Source organism: Arthrobacter sp. efr-133-R2A-63, from assembly GCF_030209795.1.
In the GTDB taxonomy this organism is placed as follows: Bacteria; Actinomycetota; Actinomycetes; order Actinomycetales; family Micrococcaceae; genus Arthrobacter; species Arthrobacter bambusae_A.
The window spans coordinates 24,980-48,257 of record NZ_JARVRG010000001.1; the positions used below are offsets into that span (position 1 = coordinate 24,980).

The following is a 23,278-nucleotide window of genomic DNA, read 5'->3' on the forward strand; positions in this document are numbered from 1 at the left end:
CCCTAATTCGTGCGGGAGACGAACCGACCCCGACATATTGCCCCCAGATCCTCCGGGCCCTCGTAGTGATCGTATGGCTCGTGCGAGACATGACCTAAATCAAAACGCTGGCTATCAGCGAGTCGTTCGGCCTGGCACTCCTACATTTGGGACCAAAATCTCCCGCTTTTCAGGGGGTATCAAAGGGTGTCGAGACCTCGTCAGGATGCAACTCCGGGCGGACACGCAGCAGCCGGACTGGATGCCGGAAAGAGCGGCCTGACCAAGCTACGTCTGCGGACACTTCCACCACCACCGGCTCCACGAGGGTCAAATGCACCGGGCCCCTTTCCTTGCTGAATCTGTCCAGCATGCTCTCAGTGATCTCTTCCGGCCAGGGATGATCGCCCCGGGGTGCTCGCAGGTGCATGGCCAAGTCTCGGCCGGCATGAGCCGGCAGCGGTGTGGAACGACCGACAATCCGCAAACGCCCATCAAACGGAAGACCAACTACCACGGCCCTGGGTTGGGTGCGCGGTCCGATGACGGCCGCAAGGACGACGTCCACGGACCGGCGGCTCTTCACCTTTAACCAGATCCTTTTTCCGCCGATGTAGGACTGGACGCTGCTCTTGATCACTAACCCTTCCACCCCTGTGGAGGGCAGGTCCCGGAACCACTGCTCCGCGAGCTCCCTGTCTGTTGTGACGGGAGAGAGGTTCAGCGGCGGAACCCAGGTCCGGGCGAGTTCTTCCAAAAGCTCCCGACGGCGGGACCAAACAACTTCCCTGATGTCGTGGCCGGCGACCGCAAGAAGATCGAACGCCACATAGGACGCCGGCAGTTCCTGCACCATCCCGGCGAGGCCTGCCTTGGAAGTGACCAGGCGCCGTTGCAGGGCCTCGAAGTCCAGCCGACCCTTGGACCAGACCACGGCCTCACCATCGATCACACAGCCCGGAGGCGCCTGCTGGGTGAGAGCGGAGACGAGCTCAGGCAAGTACCTGGAAAGGTCTTTGCCTTGCCGGGAAAACAACAACACCTCTTCGGCTCGAACCAGGGCATATGCGCGCCAACCGTCCCATTTGGGCTCAAAGATAAGCTCGCCGGGCAAAGCCCCGGCGGGCGGGATGGCCTCCACCGCCTTCGCCAACGCCAAAGCGACAGGAGGCTGCAACGACCGCGGCACGCTCTCAGCCATGACGCCAGTCTAAATCGCATCCAATCCCCACCTTTCTCGACCGTGCATTCCGGCCAGGACAGAGATCGGCATGGACTGTCCGCGCGTGTTGAGGCCGGAGGGCAAGAAAACAGGACGGCCGTCGCCGGCTCACCAAACGCACCGGACGGGCTTCTTTCAGCCGGGATGAGCACCAGCGGGGGAGCGGGCAGGGACGGGTGCATTAACCCACCACGGGCACAGGGCCGGCTTTGAATGCGCTCAGGGGGCTCCCGCCGTGGTTGAGGGCGGTGATTACCACAGTCGCCGGCTGCGATGATCACCTTCACGTACTGTCATTTTCGAAGTCGTCTGCACAAGTTGCCCTGAAAGTACGGGAGTTGTGCAGACGGGTATGGACATCTGGTGTTCGAAGTCCCCTGCACAAAGCGTCACTTTGGTCAGGAGTCGCCTGCACGAAACGTCAATGGATGTGAGGGTACCGCGGGCCGCCTGGGCGCCACCAAAAATAATTCAACGACGTGCAAAAATAGCCTCTAAAACCCCGGAAAATAAGGGAAAAAGCCATTGTTTTTCATATGAAAAACGGTAGAATTGAGGTAGAAAGTCACCCAGACGAACGCAACTCATTTGATACGAAACCAGGTGCTGAAAATGACTCCCTCGAACCTCGCCGCCGAAATGGTTGCCGAGTACACCATCTATACCAAGCCGGCCTGCCCGAACTGCGACAAGACGAAGGCCTATTTCGAGTCCAAGGGCATCACCTACCAGGCCGTGGACATCACCGAAGTCCCCGCAGCGCTGGAATACATCACTCAGGAACTCGGCTACTCCCAGGCGCCCGTCGTGGTGAACAACGCCGATGACGAAGACCACTGGGCAGGCCTGCGCCGCGACAAGCTGGTCCAGGCAGCCATGCACCACAAGGCAGCCTGATGGACACCGAGCGGTTTGCTCTCAGCCCCCGTCGGTTCGACCCTGATCGGGACTGGTTCGGAGAGGAAGCCAACCCTTCCAGAACCATCAACGTCCCCCTCATCGACCCCTACCTCGTGGAACCTGACCCCGCGGCCCCCTGGTACGACACCGTCCAAGACACCCCTGAAACCGACGCCACCACCCTCAACCACACCCAAAGGAAGGTCCACATCATGGCCGGCGAAACAACCATCACAGTGATCGGAAATCTGACAGCGGACCCAGAACTGAAATTCTCTCCCAGCGGATCCGCCGTCGCGAACTTCACCGTCGCGTCAACCCCGCGTACCTTTGACCGGCAGTCCAATGAGTGGAAGGACGGCGAAACCCTGTTCCTCCGGGCCTCAGTCTGGCGTGAAACGGCTGAGAACGTCGCGGAATCCCTCACCAAGGGCATGCGTGTCATCGTCTCCGGACGGCTGAAGAGCCGCTCGTATGAGACCAAGGAAGGCGAGAAGCGCACCGTCGTTGAGCTCGAGGTAGAAGAGGTCGGAGCATCGCTCAGGTACTCAAAGGCGAAAATCACCCGCACCCAACGCAGCAGCAATCCATCCGGGCAGGACGCCGGTGGACCAGACAACCAGAGCGCGGCCCGGTCGGTCCCGCAGGGCGACCCGTGGGCTGCCCCGTAAACCACCACCAGCGGCGACGGGTTCTGGGGCAGCGGACCCGACTCCGAACCACCGTTCTAAGCTTCAAAATCCGTAGTAGTAGGAGTAGTATCGTTACTACTCCTACTACTATCCACGATCCACAATTGAAGAGGTTGCTTTGATGACGTCGAGCGTGAAGGACCGCGTCTACGCCGCGGCCGAACAGATCAGTGCCGAGCGCCGGCCCACCGTGTCCACCGTCCGCGCGGCCGCCGGCGTGAGCAACGCCGACGCCACCCGGTACCTGAAGGAATGGACCGAGGAAAAACAGGCCGCCGGCGGCCAAGTCGCCGCCACCCCCGCAACCCTGCTGGAACAGGCAGCCCGCCTCGCCGGATCCTGCTGGGCCGAAGCATCTGCCCTGGCCGCTGAACGCCACGCCGCCGTCGAAGCCGCCTGGGCCCAGGAACGCAAAGACAAAGACCAGGAAATCGCCGAACTCGTCGCCGACCTGGACCAGGCAAGCGCCGACAAAGACGCCGCCGCAACTGCCCACTCCGAGGAAATCACCCGGCTCGAGGCCCAACGGGGCGCCTTGGAGCGCCAGCTCGCCGTGATCGGCAAGCAGCTCGAGGATTCCCGGGAAGCCGAGCGTGCCGCCGTCAAGGAAGCCGCGGACGCAGCACGCAGACTCGCAACAGCCGAGGTCCGCGCCACCACCCTGGAACAGGTCCACAACGCCCTGCTGCAGCGCGTCTCCCCGGAGACAAAGGGCGCGGGGGAGTGAGCAAGGCCAAACCCGAGAGCTTTTCCCCGTACTTCGCAACCGCGGACGCCGGCCAGGTCCGGGCAGCCTTCGCGGCCGCCGGCCACCTCGAGGGATACGCATCCATCTCGGAACTGATCGAGGCAGCCACCCTCAAAGAGATCCGCCGGCTCCAGCGACGCCACAACAACGGCAAACCCTGGGAACCACTGCCCCCAGGCAGTGCCCGCACCGGGCGCCGCTCCAAAGAAGAAGAAGCCCGCCACCGGCAGTGACGCGCAGCGGGTATAACTCTCGCGGGCGCCCAGCAAGCCATCGCAACCGACTGGACCACAGCCAAAGCAAAGCTTGGCCTCTGATCCTTGGCAACGCATCTTTAAGGAGAACTAGAAGCCATGAGGGAAAGCAGTACTCATATGGGACCGTACGATTCAGAACCAAATGCGGAAATACGTGAGGCTGCCCAGCTTCACGGCGGGAACACCATTGCCGCTGCGGAAGCGCGGTGGCGTGAAGCTGTGGATGGCTTGCCTCTTGGTGCATACGATGTGCGCATTGTTGAGTGGGCGGTGAAGGCTTTCGACCAAAGTACCTTGTGGGTGTTCGCCGGCCTTATTGATCGTGCCCGCGAAAGCGGACAGCGCCCAGCCTCTTGATTTGCACGGTCTCCGCCGCGAAGACGCGGACTGAGTGCCTATTCCTGAAGTAAGCCCTGGTCGCGGAGCAGCTGAGCCGGCATTTCGTATTCATGCCTGATGAGGTGCCGTACAAATTTGCCTAGGCCCGTCGCTTCCGCTTCGGTCACGTCGTCATAGTCCTCCGGGTGGGCTCCCTCGTTCCCTAGCTGGTTGAGGTGGTCAGCCCAATCCCAGAGCGAACGATGAAGATCACCGTCGTCCTTCATATGCGTCAGGGCAGACTTCAGATGCCTCTCGCTTTGAGCTTTGACGCTGCCCTTGTCTTTGACGAATAAGTGGAGGGCAGAACGAAACATAACTGCTGCCGCGCGGTTTGCCCCCACAGCGAGAGACCGCATCCCCTCGTCGTATGCCGAGGCCACGCCTTCATTGACTTGGGGGTCCAAGATGCCAGCACCAGGTACCGGCCACCACATGAGGCCTTGCCCAAAATTGGTCGTGACGACGACAGTGCCCCTCTCGCATCCCTGGCACTGAAGAGCCGTAACTTTACGATCGGGATAGGTTATGCCCTCGGTGGTGGTGACCGAAAGTGCTGTTTCTTGGCCCACATGGAAGTTAGAGACCCTCCCGCACCATGGGCACGGTCCCGAGGGGTCGCGGGGCGTCGGGAGAGAGTCCGGATTCGTGTCAACCATCCCCCAATGTTCGCAGAATGCCTCGGAACGGTTCGCACTCGACACCCCGCAGTTGCCGTCCGGAGTGTTGTGCCAGACAGTGCAGTGCTGGAAAGGACGGCAACCTTCCTCTTTATCCTCGGCTCCTAAACCCCCTATCCATTCGACCGATGGCGCCTGAAAATGGCCAGTTCAATCTCATCGGGTCGGACCCGCCGAGTGCACTCAAGCCGTTCGCTTGCTTGACCTGCCCAGCGCCCCAGCAAACCGGAATACCTTTCGTACGTCTCTGGCCACTAACCTGCCGTCGGAGCTTGTGGCCACGCGTCCGCGCGCAGATTCTTTGAAACAACTTGATCCAGAATGACGTGGCGTGGATGCGCGGTACTGCCCTGGGCGAAGTAGAGGAATTTGGTGGAGAACGCTGGCCCAAACCACGGAATTCGCCCAGCGCCTTGATTTGTTGTCAAGGTGCCGTAGGCCTCGCCGGTTGAGGCTCCATCCCTAACCAAAGTCCAGGCTGTCACTAGAAGCTCCCCGGCTTTTTCCTGATGAGCGGCTAGTCCGTCTAACCGCTGATGAAGCCGGGGTGCGCGCGTACCCAAGCCCCAAGCCAGAGAGTAATAGAACAACTGGAAAGCGTTCGCGACCGTCGGAGCCTGATCCCCAAGGTCGAATACTTCCTTGCGGGTCACCGATATACGCTTTGCGCTGCGAGCTTCCCCTCAGCTGGCGGCAAGCCGCGTGCCGTAAGCGCGCGCTGCCAACGGTCACTATCCACGGATACTGCGTGGCTCGTCACAGCAGCGGCGCCGGGGAGCTTCGCGAAAATGTCTTCGGGCAAGGGCGCATTTTCGTTGATCATGGGAGGACTCTACGGGGGCTGGCAGACACTGACAGGCAGGTGGCTTCCGCATTTACCGCCAGCCCAATCTACGGGCGCCAGGAATGAGGCAGCCCCCGTCAGCATGGATGCCCTCCTTGTCGTCCTCGAACTCTCCTCCGCAGTCTGTGCACTCGAATCGGAATCCGTTAGGGCTGACGCGGTACCGGGGGTTTGCTCTGAGCTGCTCCATTCTTTCTGCATGAGCCTTCTTGGCGGCCAGGGGATAAGGCAATTCCCCTGTACCGGCTTCCGTCACCCAGAACGGTTTGCGGCGTGGACCAATGAACCTCCAGTCACTCTCTTCGACCTGCACGGGCGGCCGTGCCGCTCGTGGTTTCTCTTGAGCGTGATTCGATTGGGCGGGCGGCTTGCGATACACCACGGTGCGGGCCTCGGCGCTGGAAACGCTTGATTCTGCGATGAGCGTCCACTTTGCCAGTGGGAGCGCGGACACCCAGCGGCCCTGAATAATTTGGTTGCATTCTGGGCACACGAACGTCCGGCGTACAGGCCAGCCATTCACCCGAAAGACCTTCGCTTTGGCCAAGCTGCTCCCGGCGGCGGCCAACCATGTATCGACATGTGCACGCACGTTGTCGAAGTTCTCCGTCGTAGGCCGCCACATCGGGCCGCCGGACGTCCCCATCGGTGTTGGTTCCGTGAGCCGCCAGATCAGCATGGGATGGCAGGCCTCCAGGCAGCGGACTTCGCTGGCCCAAATGCGCTTCGCAGCGAGGACCGGTCGCGCGGCGCCAATGGCCGGAGTTGCGGCGCACGCGATGAACCGGGCGGCAAGTTCTTCCGTTTGAAGCATCGCCTTCTCCTCGGCCAGGCGCTTCTCCTCGGCCAGCCGTATTTGCCTGTCCTGGTGTTCAGCCGCAGCCTTTGCCTTCATCTCCTCCAGTTTGGAGATCTCATCCAATTGGTGCTCTGGTGTTCCATACGGCCAGCGGAAGGACGGGTCCAGAATAGCGTCCAGTGCTGCCCCTACGGATGCCCTTTTGCCGAACAGCGGCTGGAAGTGGGCCAGCTCCATAAGTAATTCGGGCGGCCCGGACAGGGCGCTGGTTTTGCCGAATCCCGTCACGATCATCGGCATTTGAACGCGAAACCAGTCGAGGTTGTCGGGAACGATCCACACCACCCCAACGCGGTCGTCTGCGTAACGCTGTGATCGGCGAATGTACTCGTCTTCGCTCTGCGGCGACAGCTGTACCTCGAAAGCGAGTCGCTTGCCACTGAAATGGATAGCCATGACATCAGCGATCCATGCCCGCTCCGGATGGGCATGCTCGACCTCGGCGCGCCAGCCAGAGGCCGCGTTTATCTTTTCCTTCAGCGCCCGTTTCATTGTGAGGTGTTGCTCCGACTCGGATTTGTGCTCGATGGAGCATGCCACGTCACGGTGGTGCCTGAAGAATTGCAGGCTCCCAAGCGTGACCCGGCTGGCGCGTAGCCCGCACTCGACTAGCACCAGGCTCTTATAGTTGGGGTCGTTCACGAGCGCGCGCCATGGCTCATGGGCCATATGCGTTGCGTCGATCCGCTCACCATTTAGGTACGCCACCAACTGCACAGAAGCCCCCATTCACCTGCACATCCGTGATCGCCAATTTACCGCCGATCCCGGCACTTGCCGCGCCGAACCTGAAGAGCGAGTGAGCTTAAGCCAGATCCTGGAAGGCCCGCCGCAATTTGTCAGTGACATTCACGCCAGCATCTCGTGCTGGGGCCATTCGAAGTCGCCAGCCATCGGTACGATGGGGCCGTGCAATGGTCCGTACCTCGTTGTTGGAGAGCTCTCGGGCCCAATCGATCGCAGAAGTTTCACGATCCATCGCAACGACAATCGCAGCATCAAAGTCGAAGTGGCGAAACGCCCAATGCCGTAAATCGCCCTTCCCCTACGTGTCAGGCTGGAACGGTACCCGGGGCTCATAGCAAGTCCGTTTAATCGCGTGGGGCGAGAACCAGGAATCTAATAATCATGTCCAGTCCGGTTTTGAGCGCAGTACGCGAAGATAGTGCTGTGAGTAGTCGTAGTAGTTCCGGGCCCCGGGCCGGTGGTCCGCGGCCTCGACGTTCGTTCACCCCGGTGCAGAAGCTCGAGTTTTTGACCGCGTACGAGAACGCGTGCGAGAGCAATGAGGGTGGTGCGTTCCTGCGCCGGGAGGGCCTGTTTTCCTCGCAGATGACCGAGTGGCGGCGGTTGCGTGACGCTGGCGTTCTGGCCGGGAAGAAGGCCGGGGAATCGATCGGGAAGCTGTCGGCAGACCAGGCTGAGAATGCGCGTTTGCGCCGCCAGTTGGAGGTGAGTGAGAGCCGGTTGAAGAAGACCGAGGCGGCCCTGGAACTGATGGGAAAACTACAGGCGTTCTTAGAGAGCGCCTCAGAGGATATGCCGGACGAGCCCCGGTCCAAGAAACGCTGATGGCCACGTACCGGTCGATGCTGGAACTGAAGATCCCCACGCGCCGGGCAGCATCATTGACGGGTGTTTCCCGGACGACCGCGAACCGCAAACCAGCTCTGCCGCGGGACCATGCGCCGGTGGTGCCGCAGAACAAGCTCAGCGCCGCCGAGAGGGCCGAGATTCTGGCGGCACTGAACTCACCGGAGTTTGTGGACCTGGCACCCATGCAGGTCTATGCAAAGCTGCTGGATCAGGGGATCTATCTGGGATCGCTATCGACGTTCTACCGGGTGCTGGAGGAAAACCGGATGGTCAAGGAACGCCGCCGGCTGGCCAAACACCCGCCCCGGGCCGTTCCTGAACTGCTCGCCACGGCCCCGGGGCAGGTCTACACCTGGGATATCACCAAGCTCGCCGGCCCGGTCAGAGGGAGGTATTTTGACTGCTACATGATGGTTGATATCCATTCGAGGTTCATCGTCGGCGCGCACGTACACGCCACCGAATCCGGGGTTCTCGCCGTGGAAATGATGAAGGAAATCTTCGGAATCCACGGCATCCCCCAAGTCGTGCACGCGGACCGGGGAACATCCATGACGTCCAAAACCGTGGCTGCGTTGCTCTCCGATCTGGAGGTCACCCGGTCTCACTCCAGGCCCCGGGTGAGCAATGACAACCCCTACAGCGAGGCGCTGTTCAAGACCCTGAAATACGGGCCCGAATTCCCCGAACGCTTCACGTCCGTCCACGACGCCGGGGCATTCATCAGCGGCTTCGTGGAATGGTACAACCATCACCACCAACATTCCGGAATCGGCTTCCACACGCCCGCGAATGTCCACTACGGCCACGCCGCCGGCGTCGCCAGGGAACGCTCCGCAACGCTCGCTGCAGCCCGCGCGAAACACCCCGAACGCTTTGCCACCACCACCGATCCCAAAATCCTCGCGCTCCCAGGACCAGCGTGGATCAACCAACCCAAGGAAATCACCGAACAGTTAGCCGCCTAACTCCCGTTGGTACCGTTCAGCTTGAAAAATTCCGTTCGGCAGTGAACGAACCTTTACCTGGAGCCGACGCCCATCATTGGCAACAACGTCCACCGATTTCGCCCCGACCGGAACGAGTTGCCCGCTGTAGGCAACGGAGACGACGCGTTCGATGAGTTCGCCAGCGAGGGAAGATGCCGTTCGGCTGTGTCCGCGGGCTTTGAATTCGGCATCGATCGCTCTCCGTAGCGAAAGCAACTCCTCCAGAGACATCCCACCCAGCTCGAAGCGACTCATGGTCCTACTGAAACAGCGCCCACTGGTCCTATGCCACTTTATTAGACGGAATGTTCAGACCGCGCTGGCGCAGGCGCGCCAGTACCTCATGAGCGGCGTGGTCCAAGGCCTCGCCTTCCAGCTGGTAACGAAGCGCATCCACCACGGTGGCATGCAGGTCTTCGTAATCGTCTTCTGCTGATTCGGTGCTGTGAGCCATATGAGCAGAGTACGTCAGTACTTGGGTGCCACACATGAAGTACTGGGGATGCCGTATAACGCGGAGGGACTGGCAGTGTCCCGTCTTGCCGGCGGTTCTGTGATCGCTTGGTATCGCTCTAATGGGAAGCGGCTAGTTTGTAAGTGGCTCGGGACCGTCTGTAAAACGTTGCTCGGTCCATTCCGAGATCGCTGGCAACCTGAGCAGCGGTCACACTCTGCTACTCTCGCGACTATGCAGCAGCGCGAAACTGGATTCATTGCTCAGTACGGTAGCGGTACATGTACCCGGTGCGGCTCGTCGATCGAGGCGGGTCAGGAAATCGCGACCTCTTCGTCTGGGCGGGTGACGCGTTATCGCCACATTGAGCCATGCCCTGGTGCGGCACCAATCACGTGCAGCATCTGCGGCGACAACTGGTGGGAGTGCGACTGCCCCTGAGGGATTCCGAACAACTGTGTGATGGTGGCCAGCGATCGCGCGAACCACAGCAGTTCGGGTACGACGGCGTTCGAGGATACCCAGTGAGAAAGGCATTTTCCGCAGCTCTTGGGGTCCTGCCCCAATAGCACTGCTGTCCCTTGATGTATCACTCAGTGATACGCGCCCGTAAGGATCCTTTACCGGGCGTTTGCTTTCGCCAAGACTTCAAGCGAGAGCAGGGCACTGGCCGTGAGAATCTGCATGCCTAGGATCCGCTCGTCCCGGTGCCCTGCCTTACGCATGGGCGCTCGACTCGATGGCTACGGCGAATCTCCTTAGTCTTCTTCGGTCTCTTCATCTTCGTTCGACTCCGCCTCATCGTCCGAGGACGGCTCGGTTGCTCTCGTCAAGTACGCAAACCGACTGACATCGTGCTCGGGCATAGGAGCAGCGAGCTGCTGAGCCAGGTTCACGCTGGGCAAGAGCCTTTAGAGCCTCCGCGCACCGCTCGTCAGCCATGTCGGGCAGCGAGGGCTCTCCAGGCGTCAGGAGAGTTGGCGTCTGGCCCTCTTCGCTTGCCGAGATGATCGGGGCCAGGACCGGAGAAGGCACCGACGTGTGGGGCTGGAACCCGTTGCGGGACCACACCGCCAAAACCACCGCCCGGCCCGAGTTCTCCCTGATCGCCCTGATCTGCGCCGGGTACGAAAAGACCATCCAGAAAGACTCATGGTGCAGCGCCGAGAAGCAGCACTTCCACTACCTGAGCCAGCTCACCACCTGGGGGCTACACCGCAAGCGCCGTGGAAGAAATTCATCATCGACAAGCAGAGTACTGACACCGAGTAACCGGACCGTGAGCCGGGTGGCTGACCCCCAAGGCAGCCGCCCGGCCCACTCACCCAAGCAGGGACTAGGAAGCTTCCGGAGGTCGGGCGGTCCGCCGCCCAGGGCGAAGCACATTTTTCCTTTGCGAAGGTAAACACGGGAAGGGCCGGCCCTTCCGCATTACATCGGAAGCATGTGGCGTGGTCGGGATCGGGACCCCGCGTCAGTTAGGCTGCAGCCTCGTCCTCCGAATCCCCGTCGTCCACCGATGCGCCCTCTACAAGCGCTGTGCACGCAGCGATGACATACTCCGGAACAGCGTCGAAGTCTCTTGGGTTGAGCTGCATCACATACTCGTTTTCGATGTGATAGGTCTCGTTGACAAACTTCGTAAAGACCTTATCGCCCTTCAGAGCGATGGGGTTTAGCTCGGACATGATTCTAAAAAGTTGCACCTTTTCATAGCCCACGTCCGTAGCATCAAACTTGGCCTTCAACGCAACGGCGTCCTTGAGCTCCGAGAGGATCCGTGCGTAGTCGAAGCTAGGGATGTGCTCTTTGACTGCTTCGCTCGCTTCGAGGACGCCTTCGTCTGTGAGTGGCGTCTGGTCGGCTCCCGTCTTTTGTGTCGGAACCTCCCGCAGATGAAGCAGGCTCGATAGGAGGTCGTACTCACCGCCGCGAGAACCGTGCACCTCGAATCGACGTCGCAGGTAGATGCACTTGATGGCATCATCGCTGGCTGACGAAATATTGGAGTCGCATACCTGGGAGAACGTGCTGATATCGCTGGCCTCGATGGGCTTCTCGCTCACCAGCCCTGACCGGCCGCTAAGGAAGTGCACAGCAGGATCTGCCGCCGTGAACTGACCGGAGGTTCCAGTCAGCACGATATCTACGGCCGGTTCGATATCGTGAGTAAGAAGAAGCGATGTGACATTACGGAGACTGTTCTTACCGTGGAAAAGCTGGTGGAGGATTGCGAACTTCTTCGTCTTATCGAAACTGGAGATCGGATCGTCCAGCACAACCAGGTCCGGCTGCTCTCGATTTACATGATGCATGAACAACACGAGCGCGAAGGCGTTCTTCTCGCCATAGCTCAAATGACTAGACGCAGACTCGAGATGTCCGGGAGCATCCTTGTGCTCCAGGAGCATGCGATAAGAATCTCCGGTGGCCTCAATCCGGACCGAGTATCGATAGCCTGCAGAACTGAGAAACTCATTTATCGATGCTTGATTGACCTGAATGAGTCCAGCAACCCTCCTCTTCTGTTCTGAGATGCTGCGCCGAACATCGATGATCTGGATGGCAACTTCGTCAAGCTTCCCGTTTATTAGGTCTACGACCAACGTCGTTGCGTCCGAGTTGAGTGCGTGTAGTAGGGACAGATCCACCTTGAGGTCATTTAGAACGGCCCCCACATCTTTTTCGTCTCGAAGGGCATGAAACGACAGTCCTTGCAGCGTGGAAAGCTTTAGGAGGAGCGTCTCCACCTGCCCTCGCAAAGTGGCAAGGAAGAGGCCCTCCTCTGGTGTGATTTCAGTGAGGGACGTCGTCAAGGCTTCTAGCTGCTTTAGGTAGCCGGGCTCAAAGTAGCGGCCGAGCTTATCTAAGGCGTTCCGCAGCGCACTCATGTTCTTGACAGCGGCGGACTCGTATTCCGCAGAGACCTGCGTTGCCGTGGCCTTGTCAACACTCTGGACCGAGCAGAACGGGCAGTTTTCGGAGAGATCGAGGAAAGCCTTCCCCTTCGCTTGCCAGGTGATCCAACCCGCTGGATCACTGCTTTGCAGAAAACCCTTGTAGCCCTGTAACGGCGCTGGAATGTTCTTGAGCTTGCCGCCAACTCCCAGGGCTTTGAATCCTCGGCTGGTCTTGGCGACTGCACCTGTCTTTGTAACGTTGAAAGCATCACGCAGCTCAATGAAGCTGATCAGAGCTTCGTTGAAGTCCGTCTGCTGCGCAAACGTCGCCTTCAGAGACTGGAACAGGGACTCGATCTTTTCGAGTCCCTGCTTGTAATCGTCTGTGTTGATGAAGATCTCGAAGCTGTTCTTGAGAACTTCGTCGGGCTGGAACACAAACTGCGATACGTAGGCATCATTGAAAGTAAGCACACTGTTGATTTCTTCAGCGCCTTCTACGACCGGTCGCGGGCCGTCGGCTACTGCCCGGTACTTGAAGGGGGTCAGTTCATCCAGGTTTCCGTCGCCCTCGGTACGTAGCGTGAGCGCTCGAGCGATCGTGCTCTTGCCGAGGCCGTTGGGCCCGTACTTGATGTTTAGAGATGACCGACGAAGGGAGATATGCGCCTCGCCGATACTGTTGCAATCCTTGATCCTGATTTGATAATCAGCTGGCACGTTTGATTCCACTTTCACAGTGTCAATCTCGGGCTCTGTCATGGCCCACCCCCAATATATTTCATGACGATCTGCTTTGATCTGCCAGTACCGACTCGCGGTTAAAGTTCGACGATTTTCGTCGCACTTGAACCTTCTATGAAACATACCGGGTTTTACGAATACGGCATTTGGCCGCGCCGCGGTGAAATCCCTGTTCAGCCGATCCGGATCTCACTCTGAGTCCCTCCGCGTAGCCCTGGCCTTGAGGTATCCACCGTGCATAGTGTTGCGACCGGACTCCCTACGCAGCCAGCCTCCTGGACGCGCTTCGGTTCCAGCGTCCAAAAGGACGGATTCCGAAATCTCGCCGGTAATGTTGGGCAGGGTTGGCGCTGTGCTGACAACGCCTTCCGGTTGGTTCCCAGCCGTTCATCGCCCGAAGCCTAGGCTTGCAGAAACTGGAGTGCATGTGTCGCCATCACGAGATGACCGGTCCGCGGACTTGCTCGACAAGTCGGCAGACGACCCCGCCGCTACGGATTCCGTTGCTCATCGTCTGCGGCATGGGTGGCACCAATGATGGTGACAGAGACGATTGTCGAGGAGCAGGTCATGAAGTCGCGCCATCGTGTCAAGATCTACGGTGAGGTTTTTACTCCGCGTCACATGGTCAACCGGATGCTCGACTTGGTCCGCGAGGAGTTGGATACCGGCCGCGACTTCGTCGACAAGACCTTCCTTGAGCCTGCAGCGGGCGACGGCAACTTCCTGGTCGCGATCCTGCGTCGCAAGCTCCACGCTATCGAGAAGCGGTACCCGGTCGAGGAGTGGCCGGAGGAGTCGCTGTTCGCACTGGCCTCGATCTACGGCATCGAGCTGCTGGAGGACAACCACCAGGACGCGAAGGCGATCATGATCGCCGAGTTCCTGGGTTTCCACCAGGCCCACGGCACTCCCTGCGGTCCGGACACCGACCTGCACGGGGCGGCGGCGTTTCTCATCGAGACGAACATCGTCCTGGGCAACACCCTGACCGGCCAGACCCCGAAGGGGCAGGACATCCAGTTCTCGTGGTGGAACCGGATCGAGGGAGCCCCCGGCATGGTGCAGCGTGAGCCGTTCACCCTCGCCTCTCTGCGCGATGACGGCGGTTTCGACTTCACCATCTACGACAGCTATCAGGTGTGCCGGATCGATAAGGTCCACGAGGAAGTGAGGGCCGGTGCCTAGTCCGAATATCAGAACGTTCCGTGAGATCACTCCGCTTATCTACTCGTGGACGACGCCGGACATCCCCAAGTACGTCGGCTGGGAGAAGATCGGGTACACGGAACAGGAGAGCGCCGACGCCCGGATTGCACAGCAAGCATCCCAGCTGTCCGTCGAGAAGAAGAAGGTGTGGGTTCGCCGAGCCTTTTTCTCGTCTGAAGCCGGTGGGCGCTTCACGGACAAGGACTTCCACGCGTATCTCCGCCAACAAGGTGTGGAGCGCGAGACCCAGCCCAAGCGCACGGAGTGGCATCACTTTGAGATCGCGCCGAAGAGGTCAATAGAGTACTTCAACGACTTCGCCGGCCAGGACTTCCCACACGTACCGAGCACCGGCGTGGAGGATGACTATGTCCTGCGTCCCGAGCAGCAGGCGGCCGTCGACCAGGCAGTGGCTGCTTTCCGGTCGGGGCAGAGCGAGGTGCTCTGGAACGCCAAGCCGCGGTTCGGAAAGACGCTGACGACGTACGACCTGATGTCGACCCTGGACGTCCGGCGGGTCCTGGTTGTCACCAATCGCCCCGCGATAGCGAATTCCTGGTTCGACGACTTCGTCCGCTTCATCGGCCACCGGACGACGTTCAAGTTTGTCTCGGAGTCGCCGTCCCTGTCCGGGCTTACGCCCATGACTCGCGAGCAGTGGCTGGCCTTCTCGCTAAACCATCAGGATGAGGACCCGCGCATCGTGGAGTTCCTGTCGCTGCAGGACCTGAAGGGTTCGCAGTACTTCGGCGGCTCGCACGACAAGCTCAAGCACATTACACAGTTCGACTGGGATCTGCTGGTGATCGACGAGGCCCACGAGGGCATCGATACCACCAAGACCGACGTCGCCTTCGATCAGATCAAGCGCCTACGGACACTGCACCTTTCGGGCACGCCGTTCAAGGCACTGGCCGTCGGCAAGTTCGACCAGGACCAAATCTTCAACTGGACCTACGAGAACGAGCAGACCGCCCGCCAGCAATGGGAGGACAACGGCCAGGAGAACCCGTACGCGGCGCTGCCGACGCTCAACCTGCTGACTTACCAGATCTCGCGGATGATCACGGACCGTCTGGCCGAGGGCGTCGCTATCGACGAGGACGCGGCGAACATCGACTACACGTTCGACCTTAACGAGTTCTTCTCGACGAAAGACAATGGGTTCTTCGAACACGAGCCTGAGGTCATCAAGTTCCTCGACTGCCTTGCGGCCAACGAGAAGTACCCGTTCTCCACGCCCGAGCTGCGCGATGAGATTCGCCACTCCTTCTGGCTGCTCAACCGCGTCGCCTCCGCCAAGGCAATCGAGAAGCTCCTCAAGAAGCACGACGTCTTCAAGGACTACACGATCATCCTGGCAGCCGGCGACGGACGCTCGGACGAGACCGACCCGGTCGCAGCAGGCAAGTCCCTCGACAAGGTGCGCACGGCCATCACCGAGGCGGAGAAGTCGGGCGGTAAGACCATCACACTGTCTGTCGGGCAGCTAACCACAGGCGTCACAGTGCCGGAGTGGACCGCCGTCATCATGCTGTCGAACCTGTCCTCTCCGGCACAGTACATGCAGGCGGCGTTCCGGGCGCAGAACCCCTGCACGTTCGAGCGCGGCGGGCACGTCTTCCAGAAGCAGAACGCATACATCTTCGATTTCGCGCCCGAACGCACGCTGACGATCTTCGACGCCTTCGCCAACAACCTGCACCCGAACCCCTCGGGCGACCAGCAGGCGCGGCAGGACAACATCCGCCGGCTGCTGAACTTCTTCCCGGTGCTGGGTGAAGACGCCGAGGGCCGGATGATCGAGCTCGACGCCACCCAGGTCCTGACGTTCCCGCAGGTATTCAAGGCCCGCGAGGTCGTGCGCCGCGGCTTCCTGTCGAACCTGCTGTTTGCGAACGTGGCCGGCATCTTCCGGTACTCCGAGCACTTCAAGGAGATCCTGGACAAGCTGCCCACCGCGAAGCAGGGCAAGGTTAACACTGGGGAGCCCCTCGACATCCCACAACCGCCGCCCATCACTGACCCCGACGGAAACGTCCAGGTCGACGTGGAAACCGTTATCAACCCCAAGGTCTCCGAGCTCGGCAAACCCGTCTACAGCATCGAGGAGATCCCTACCCCCGAGCCCGACGCCCCGGCGTCCACGGCGGCGACAGAGATCGCCAAGGCGGTGACCGAACAGACCCGCTCCAAGCGCGAAGAGTTGACGAAGGCCTACGGGCTCACCGCCAAGCAAGCCCATCGCGACATCCAGCGCACCGAGCAGGCCGTGAAGAACCAGATCGAGCGCGCCTACACCGAGCACAACATCGCAAGCAAGCACATCGAGGACGAGCTCAAGAACGCAGCCACGGAGGCCGAGGCCCAGGCTGTCGAGGCCAAGAAGGCCGAACAGGACGAGGCGTTAAGAGCGAACGTCCTGGCCATCGTCGACAAGACGATGGAGGAGATTGTACCCGAAGTGGTCACTCGCGAAGAGACCAAAAAGGAGCAGAAGCGCACAGACCAGACGATGGACGACGCCCGCTCCCACCTGCGGGGCTTCGCCCGCACGATCCCCATGTTCCTCATGGCATACGGGGACCGGGGCCTCCGGCTGTCGAACTTCGACGACTACACGCCCGACGACGTGTTCGAGGAGATCACGGGCATCAGCGAGGCCGAGTTCCGTCTACTGCGCGACGGCCGGGACGTCACAGAGGAGAACGGCACCATGACGAGGATCCCGGGCCTCTTCGACGAGACGGTCTTCGACCAGGCCGTCCAGGAATTCCTGAACAAGAAAGAATCACTCGCCGATTACTTCGACGACTCACAGACCGAGAACATCTTCGCCTACATCCCACAGCAGAAGACGTCCATGGTGTTCACCCCGCCATCCGCAGTCAAGAAGATGGTCGACACCCTGGGGGAGAAGGACCCGGGGATCTTCACCGACCCGAACACGACCTTCGCTGACACGTTCTCAACTGCAGGCTTGTTGTTGATGGAAATCGTGCGACGTCTGGACACCGGCCTCGCCGCGGTGTTCCCGGATCAGGAGGAGAGGCTGCGGCACGTCCTGACTTCACAAATCTTCGAGATGAGTCACAATGAGATCCTTCACCGCATCACAATAGAGGCTGTCTCCGGCGGTGTCCTCGAGCGCAAGGCATGGATCGAAGGCTCCGGTCACTTCCGGGTTGGGAACCTTGTCCGGATGACCCCGGAAGAGCGGCAGAAGATGGTCGACGACATGCTGACGGAAGGGCACTGATCATGAGTAAGAAGTTCGACGTCGTCATCGGCAACCCGCCCTACCAGGATGATCTGATTGGCGATAATGGAACGAAGTCTCCGCCGATCTATCACCTGTTCATGGATGCGGCTTTCGAGATCTCGGAACGGACGGTGTTGGTGACCCCCGCGCGATTCCTTTCGAACGCGGGCCAGACCCCGAAATCCTGGAACCAGAAGGTTCTGTCCGACGAGCACCTCAGCGTGGCGCTGTTTGAGTCCTCTTCGTCGGCGATCTTTCCTGGAACCGATATCGACGGCGGGATCGTCGTCACGTATCGCGATGCCACGCGTGTCATCGGCCCCATCGGAAACCATTCACATGTCCCGGATACGGTGAAGTCGCTGGTCGACGCTGTCACGGCGCGATCGACGACATCTCTTGCGACGACTATCACCGAGCACCCGTGCACGTGGAACCCTTGTGTCTTCACGGACCACCCTGAACTGCGTGAGCGCATCCCTGCCTCGAGTGGCCTCCGCTTGAAGACGAACACATTCGAACGAATGGACGAGGTCTGCCTGAAGACCGACCCTAACGACGGTAGTTCGTACGTCCAGATCCTCGGCCTCGCGAATCGGAAGAGGGAAGTGCGGTGGGTTCGCCGCGACTACCTCATGACTCCGGAAGTTGTGGACAAGTACAAGGTGATCATCGCCAGCGCTGATGGAGCGGCTGTTAAGTCCGGGAGGGTCGTTGGAGTGCCGTCGGTGGCCGCGCCGGGCACTGGGTTCACCCAGACGTTCATGTCTATCGGGCGGTTCGATACGGAAGCAGAAGCAGAGGCATGCGCGAAGTACGTGAAGACCAAGTTCGCCCGCGCGATGCTCGGGGTTCTTAAAACGACGCAGCACAACTCAGCAATTAAGTGGAAGTACGTCCCGCTGCAGGACTTCACGCCGGTGTCGGATATCGACTGGTCGAAGTCGATCCCGCAGATCGACCAGCAGCTGTACTCCAAGTGCGGGCTCGACGCCGACGAGATCGCCTTTATCGAGGCCCAGGTCAAGCCGATGGAATGACCGATGGAGAGGCGTGCCAGAGGTTATGCGCCCTACCCGACTCTCCTGGGCGCCGAGCGTCCGCAAGACCTCCAAGCGTGGCGATGAGCCCAAGATTGTGGCCGGCACCAAGGTGCTCCTCTAACGAGCATAAGACTGTTGGTGCTGCCCCCTAGAGTCAGCGCCGCAGTACCAAGGTGGCACTGCACAGCGTCTGGAGGGACCCCATGGTCAAGTCTGTCTTCTAAAGCTTTCACTATGACCGAGACGTCCACCGGGTGCAGTTGGTGCGCAAAATCAACGCGCTCGAAGGGCAGCCGGTGGGACGTTTCAATGGTGTACTGATTTCTCAGTCGCTGAAGCTAGCCACTACATCTTGCAGATGGCCCCCCTGTGGGGACGGCGGACGGTCAAATACGACCCTTTGTGCCTTGTAGGGACTGGGATGCCCGACCGCCTTGTGACTCGCAACGATAAATGGCGGTCTTTTCGCAGCGCTATTTGTCACCCTGCCCCCCGTTGGGAGGATCCATCACCGGGATGCTCGACTAATCGCTGGTGTCCGCTTGTGGCGCGAGCCGCCTCGAATCATGCCACTCCGCGTTATTCCAGAGCACAGGCGTGGCGCCGACTGGATCAAAACTGATCCGGGAATCATTGCTCTGCACAGCCATGATTTCTCGGACTTCCGGGGTAGGGGTTTGTTATGACGGCGGAAAGTTGCGGGGGACGGTGTCCCGTTTCCTTAGTTCTCTCGGGGTACGACGGGACTCCGGCAAGGAACCGACCTCGTTTGTGCAGGTCAGGCGTCGTCGGGCGCCACTCTAGCGTGGGCCTAGTGATTACACCCGTCGGGGGGTGGCCGGTTAAGCCAAGCCTAGGCCGGAGCCCCATGCCTGCACCAAAGCCCGACGGCGGCGGAGCGGGTCGCTGGCTACGGCACCAGGATGACCTTGCCCGCCCCGTGGCCGTCCATCAGCAGCCGGTGCGCCGCCGCGGCCTCCGCGAGCGGGAAGGTCTGCTGCACGTGGACGGTGAGCGCTCCGGCCTCCGTCAGCCGGACCAGCTCCAGCCGGGCGGCGTCGCGGATGGCGGCGCCGTTGTCCGCGCCGGGCGCAACGCCAAGCACCTTGATGCCGGCCCCAAATCCGCGGCTGAACCCGGCAATGGTGGCAATCCTGTCCCGGTCCGCCACCAGTTCCAGCGACACGTCCAGGGCCTCGTCCGTGCCCACCAGGTCCAGGGCGGCGTCGACGCCGCCGGGCGCCGCCGCCCGCACGCGGTCCGCCAGCCCGGGCCCGTAGGCCACCGGAATGGCCCCCAGCTCCGCTAGCAATGTGTGGTTCGCCGGACTTGCCGTAGCAACCACCGTGGCACCCCGGCCGGCCGCCAGTTGGATGGCCATGATGCCCACCCCGCCGGCGCAGCCGTGGATGAGCACGGTGTCTCCGGCGCCCACCGCCGTGGCCGCAAGTGCGTGGGTGGCAGTGACGCCGGTGAGCATCAGGCCCGCGGCCTGGTTCCAGTCCAAGGTGGCGGGTTTGGGCAGCACGGCCCCGGCGGGAACCAGAAGTTCCTCGGCGTAGGCCCCCGGCGCGCGGAACACGATGACCTTGTCCCCCACGGAGATGGGCCCGGCTCGCCCAGGGTCTCGTTCAAAACGGACAATGCTTCAGGGCCACCGAAGGCGGTGGCTGCCACGTAGCTGGTCATACCATACCTGCAACAACCCCGCGCAAGGCACCGCTATTCCGTTCCCGGCCCGCTTTCGGGGCGGCGGCCGGGTGTACCTGGTCGCGGGTAGCCGCCAGGCTGCGGGTAGCCCCGATAGGCGAAGCTCGGGTCAACGTAGCTCGGGCCCCAATACCGCGCCTGCCCGTAGGAGAGCATGGACGCAAAGACCCAGGGCAGGAAGAACAGCCCCACCGTGTAGCCGGCGTCCTTGCCGAAGGACCTCGACACATTGTTCACCGAGATGCTCGGAAAGACGCTGGCGGAGTTGGGCGTTTTCGCGAGACAGACGGGTGATGCGGTCATGAACGTTGGCCAGGTCGGCAATGAGGGATGGCCGACACGCTCGGTCCTCCGGTCCTGGTGGTGGTCGGTTCGGCGGCTTTGACGGGCTTTCTGTCCTTCGCGGTGGATCACGGCGACGCTCCGAGAGGGGTGCTTGGTCATCTCTGTGAGCTTGCCAATAGCCAGGATCTGCCGGCTGAGGCGCGCGGCGAGGAAGGCGTCTGGAGCCTGCGACACACGGAGAGAACCCGTCGTCCACCAAGCAAGCGATCAAGCTTGTGCCGTAGTCCACTACGGGCGATCGGACCCCCATAGAACCAAGGAGCTGGAACGGTGCTCAAGATGCCGGTTCACCCAAAACTTTCTGAGATTTCCGCGACACGATTCTGCCCGTGCCCGCACTGTATCCGTAGGGAGGGGTATGTCTCGAGGCGGTCTGTTTCTTAGGAACCTGTCGCCAGGCTGACTTCCTTGTGCACCCGTGAAGGGTGGCATCCTTACGATTCGAGGGGTCTAGGGGACGGTTGGTGTGGTCCGCCGGTGGTGAGTGTGATGATCGCCGCCCGTGACCCCGACGGTAGCCCCCCGAGCGCCTGAGAAGCCGGCTCGTTGTGCTGCCAACTGCCTCTCATCGGTCCCAATCCTGTTCATGGGACCAATCTTTCAGTACGCCACTGACCTAACAGCCCCATCCCTACGGGGCCGGGTCGCCGTCCGTGGATGCAGCTTCGTCTGCGCGGGGGAGGCCCCTGATCAGGGCCGCCATGCGGCGCACCGCCTCGGGGTCGTCCTCCCAAGAGCTGCCGTCACGCGTGCAGGCGTGGAACGTGTTCACGCCGGCATCTTCGGCCGCGTGGTTGAGCTCGGCCCAGGCCTTTCTCAAATCTGCCAGCTGTGCGGGTGTCAACGGCTCGCGCTCCTCCTTGGGTGTGGCCACCGCGGCAGGGGAGGAATCTTCTGTAACCGGGGTCCGGTGCCGGATGAAGAGGCTTCGCAGTCCCACAGTCCCATCTCTCCTTCTGACAAGAATGTCCCGCATGGGATTGGGGGAAACCAGGCGGGACAGCCCCACGGTACCAACCCAGTCTGACAAGGCTCAGGGTAAGAGCATGCTCGCGGGGCTCGCACCCCTTTCGGGCGTCCACTCCGCAAGCTCCGTGGCCGGCTGTTGGGTGCTGGCGGTCCGTCGCAGAGCTCCTGCCCGTCAGCACCTGTTTGTCTACGACGTTTTCTGGTTGCTGTCCTTCGGATTCTAGGCGTCCGCTCCACCCTGTCTAGCCCCTCCTTCGTCGGGGCCTGCGGCGGAGGAATTTCCCTATGGCGCTCCTTCGTCGCTTATTTCCTCCGGGAATTTCCCGCGCCTTGCCCAAGGGTAGACAGGGCTCCGTCGGCCGCCGAGCAAGCAAGCTTGCCAGCAACCAAAAAACAACGGGGGAGAGGGGACGCTGGCCGGTCACCTGATCCGCCCCACTCACCCGACTTCTCGGCAAAGAAGGAGCAACACCATGAACGCAATCACCATCAAGACGGTGACCACAGCCGACACCGGCGAAACCATCGACGGCGTTACTGTGCTGGGCGATTACCACATGAACGGCGGCTACGACTGGATGGAACTCATCGGTGAACACGGCTGGTCCGTGATCCCCAGCTGGGGCTGCGATGGCTGGGACCTGGGTCAGTGGCCTTATGTCATGGTCGCCGGGATCCGTACCGCCGATGAGATCGGCAACCTGTTCGGCATGGCTACGTACTGTGAGGGCGACGTTCGGACGACCTTCTACAGGACCAAGGCCCGGTTCTGGGATGCGATCAGTGAACAGGCGTTCTTCCACTGGAAGAACGGACAGGCCCAGGGACCGGAAGACCTGCCCCTGGCGGCGGCCGAGCTGCCCAGCCGGTACCGCCAGCCGTGCACCGTCTTCACCGCCGCCTAACCACCGGCGAAGGGGTTCCCCGCTCCGACCGGAGCGGGGAACCTCACCCCGAGAACCTCCGTCGCCGCGGCAGGCTCACTTTCCGCGCTGGGGCGGTCCGTCGTCGTGGCCGGCTGCCGCTGTGGTCACCGGCGACGGACCGCCGTCCGCATGAGGGCCGCGCGTGGTGGCTGATGCCGGCGGCCTGCCCTGGCGGATGGCCGGCGCGGGAGGATCCATCCGCGTCCTCGGGCAAGTCTTGGCTTCCGCTGCGCTGCACCCAGGTAATCGGGCGTCCGCTCCGCGGCCGGCTGTTGGGTCCAGGGCGCACCGTCGCAGAGCTCCGGACCCCCTGGCCCTGTTGTGTCTACGACGTTTTTTGGCTGCTGTCCTTCGGATTGTACGTGTCCGCTCCACCCCGTCTAGCCCCTCCTTCGTCGGGGCCTGCGGCCCGAAGAATCGGCTCCGGCGCTCCTTCGTCGCTTATTTCCTGCGCAGATTCCACGGACCTTGCCCTGCGGGTAGACAGGCCTCCGTCGGCCACAGCTCCGCAAGCTTCGCCAGCAGCCAAAAAACAACGGGGGAGGAAAGGAAGTAGCTGGCCGGGTCACGCC

The 23,278-nt window shown here is 61.3% G+C and carries 21 protein-coding genes; 11 read left to right on the top strand and 10 right to left on the bottom strand.

Features of this window, described 5'->3' with window-relative positions:
* Window positions 1–169: 169 nt before the first annotated feature.
* Window positions 170–1,180 carry an ATP-dependent DNA ligase gene (locus tag QRN45_RS00125; protein WP_284762046.1) on the bottom strand — a complete coding sequence of 337 codons (1,011 nt, stop codon included), beginning with the start codon at window positions 1,178–1,180 and terminating at the stop codon, window positions 170–172.
* 633 nt (window positions 1,181–1,813) lie between these two features.
* On the opposite strand from QRN45_RS00125, the gene QRN45_RS00130 reads away from it, so the two are divergent.
* The 5 genes from QRN45_RS00130 to QRN45_RS00150 all read left to right on the top strand — a co-directional run bounded on the left by QRN45_RS00130 (window position 1,814) and on the right by QRN45_RS00150 (window position 4,155).
* Entirely contained in the window at window positions 1,814–2,098 is a 285-nt protein-coding gene (locus QRN45_RS00130) for a glutaredoxin family protein (protein WP_284762047.1), read from the top strand.
* Complete coding sequence (locus QRN45_RS00135; RefSeq protein ID WP_284762048.1) at window positions 2,098–2,772, top strand: single-stranded DNA-binding protein; 675 nt, start codon at window positions 2,098–2,100, stop codon at window positions 2,770–2,772. Before QRN45_RS00130 ends, QRN45_RS00135 begins: the two co-directional genes overlap by 1 nt.
* 142 nt (window positions 2,773–2,914) lie before the next feature.
* On the top strand, window positions 2,915–3,520 hold the full coding sequence (locus QRN45_RS00140; protein ID WP_284762049.1) for a DNA-binding protein: 606 nt from the start codon (window positions 2,915–2,917) through the stop codon (window positions 3,518–3,520).
* A complete protein-coding gene (locus QRN45_RS00145; RefSeq protein ID WP_284762050.1) occupies window positions 3,517–3,774 on the top strand; it encodes a ParB family protein in 258 nt (85 codons plus the stop codon). Before QRN45_RS00140 ends, QRN45_RS00145 begins: the two co-directional genes overlap by 4 nt.
* 120 nt (window positions 3,775–3,894) lie before the next feature.
* The gene (locus QRN45_RS00150) at window positions 3,895–4,155 is read left to right on the top strand and encodes a hypothetical protein (RefSeq protein WP_284762051.1); all 261 of its coding nucleotides are present in this window, start codon (window positions 3,895–3,897) and stop codon (window positions 4,153–4,155) included.
* A gap of 38 nt (window positions 4,156–4,193) precedes the next feature.
* Here QRN45_RS00150 and QRN45_RS20860 read toward each other — a convergent pair whose 3' ends face one another.
* The 4 genes from QRN45_RS20860 to QRN45_RS00160 all read right to left on the bottom strand — a co-directional run bounded on the left by QRN45_RS20860 (window position 4,194) and on the right by QRN45_RS00160 (window position 7,288).
* Window positions 4,194–4,835 (bottom strand): DUF4145 domain-containing protein, encoded by a 642-nt coding sequence (locus QRN45_RS20860; protein WP_350309745.1) that lies wholly within the window; start codon window positions 4,833–4,835, stop codon window positions 4,194–4,196.
* 275 nt (window positions 4,836–5,110) lie between these two features.
* Complete coding sequence (locus tag QRN45_RS20865) at window positions 5,111–5,509, bottom strand: 8-oxoguanine DNA glycosylase OGG fold protein (RefSeq protein ID WP_350309747.1); 399 nt, start codon at window positions 5,507–5,509, stop codon at window positions 5,111–5,113.
* A complete protein-coding gene (locus QRN45_RS00155; RefSeq protein ID WP_284762052.1) occupies window positions 5,506–5,679 on the bottom strand; it encodes a hypothetical protein in 174 nt (57 codons plus the stop codon). Before QRN45_RS00155 ends, QRN45_RS20865 begins: the two co-directional genes overlap by 4 nt.
* Window positions 5,680–5,731: 52 nt before the next feature.
* Complete coding sequence (locus tag QRN45_RS00160; RefSeq protein ID WP_284762054.1) at window positions 5,732–7,288, bottom strand: competence protein CoiA; 1,557 nt, start codon at window positions 7,286–7,288, stop codon at window positions 5,732–5,734.
* Window positions 7,289–7,687: 399 nt separating this feature from the next.
* On the opposite strand from QRN45_RS00160, the gene QRN45_RS00165 reads away from it, so the two are divergent.
* Window positions 7,688–9,123, top strand: a protein-coding gene (locus QRN45_RS00165; RefSeq protein WP_284762055.1) for an IS3 family transposase whose coding sequence is annotated in 2 segments (ribosomal slippage) — window positions 7,688–8,057 and window positions 8,057–9,123 — 1,437 coding nt in all. Because the reading frame shifts where the segments join, the coding sequence is not laid out codon by codon here.
* Window positions 9,124–9,427: 304 nt separating this feature from the next.
* On the opposite strand, the gene QRN45_RS00170 is transcribed toward QRN45_RS00165, so the two are convergent.
* Both QRN45_RS00170 and QRN45_RS00180 read right to left on the bottom strand, forming a co-directional pair.
* Complete coding sequence (locus QRN45_RS00170) at window positions 9,428–9,598, bottom strand: hypothetical protein (RefSeq protein ID WP_284762056.1); 171 nt, start codon at window positions 9,596–9,598, stop codon at window positions 9,428–9,430.
* 1,478 nt (window positions 9,599–11,076) lie between these two features.
* Window positions 11,077–13,260 carry an AAA family ATPase gene (locus tag QRN45_RS00180; RefSeq protein WP_284762057.1) on the bottom strand — a complete coding sequence of 728 codons (2,184 nt, stop codon included), beginning with the start codon at window positions 13,258–13,260 and terminating at the stop codon, window positions 11,077–11,079.
* Between the two features lie 516 nt (window positions 13,261–13,776).
* On the opposite strand from QRN45_RS00180, the gene QRN45_RS00185 reads away from it, so the two are divergent.
* From QRN45_RS00185 to QRN45_RS00195, 3 genes are read left to right on the top strand one after another with little or no spacing between them, the layout of a single operon-like run.
* Window positions 13,777–14,430: a DNA methyltransferase family protein gene (locus QRN45_RS00185; protein WP_284762058.1), complete on the top strand. Its 654-nt coding sequence runs from the start codon at window positions 13,777–13,779 to the stop codon at window positions 14,428–14,430.
* Window positions 14,423–17,710, top strand: a complete 3,288-nt coding sequence (locus tag QRN45_RS00190; protein ID WP_284762060.1) for a DEAD/DEAH box helicase family protein — start codon at window positions 14,423–14,425, stop codon at window positions 17,708–17,710. The genes QRN45_RS00185 and QRN45_RS00190 overlap by 8 nt, the downstream gene beginning before the upstream one ends.
* A 2-nt stretch (window positions 17,711–17,712) precedes the next feature.
* Window positions 17,713–18,753, top strand: coding sequence for an Eco57I restriction-modification methylase domain-containing protein (locus QRN45_RS00195; protein ID WP_284762061.1), 1,041 nt, complete (start codon window positions 17,713–17,715; stop codon window positions 18,751–18,753).
* A 913-nt stretch (window positions 18,754–19,666) separates the two neighbouring features.
* On the opposite strand, the gene QRN45_RS00200 is transcribed toward QRN45_RS00195, so the two are convergent.
* From QRN45_RS00200 to QRN45_RS00210, 3 genes are all read right to left on the bottom strand, one after another.
* Window positions 19,667–20,356: a quinone oxidoreductase family protein gene (locus QRN45_RS00200; protein WP_284762062.1), complete on the bottom strand. Its 690-nt coding sequence runs from the start codon at window positions 20,354–20,356 to the stop codon at window positions 19,667–19,669.
* Between the two features lie 122 nt (window positions 20,357–20,478).
* Window positions 20,479–20,985 (bottom strand): DUF5684 domain-containing protein, encoded by a 507-nt coding sequence (locus QRN45_RS00205; RefSeq protein ID WP_284762063.1) that lies wholly within the window; start codon window positions 20,983–20,985, stop codon window positions 20,479–20,481.
* Window positions 20,986–21,442: 457 nt separating this feature from the next.
* Window positions 21,443–21,751: a hypothetical protein gene (locus QRN45_RS00210; RefSeq protein WP_284762064.1), complete on the bottom strand. Its 309-nt coding sequence runs from the start codon at window positions 21,749–21,751 to the stop codon at window positions 21,443–21,445.
* A gap of 34 nt (window positions 21,752–21,785) precedes the next feature.
* On the opposite strand from QRN45_RS00210, the gene QRN45_RS00215 reads away from it, so the two are divergent.
* Both QRN45_RS00215 and QRN45_RS00220 read left to right on the top strand, forming a co-directional pair.
* The gene (locus QRN45_RS00215) at window positions 21,786–22,004 is read left to right on the top strand and encodes a hypothetical protein (protein ID WP_284762065.1); all 219 of its coding nucleotides are present in this window, start codon (window positions 21,786–21,788) and stop codon (window positions 22,002–22,004) included.
* Between the two features lie 249 nt (window positions 22,005–22,253).
* Window positions 22,254–22,685 carry a hypothetical protein gene (locus QRN45_RS00220; RefSeq protein WP_284762066.1) on the top strand — a complete coding sequence of 144 codons (432 nt, stop codon included), beginning with the start codon at window positions 22,254–22,256 and terminating at the stop codon, window positions 22,683–22,685.
* The last annotated feature ends 593 nt before the right edge of the window (window positions 22,686–23,278 follow it).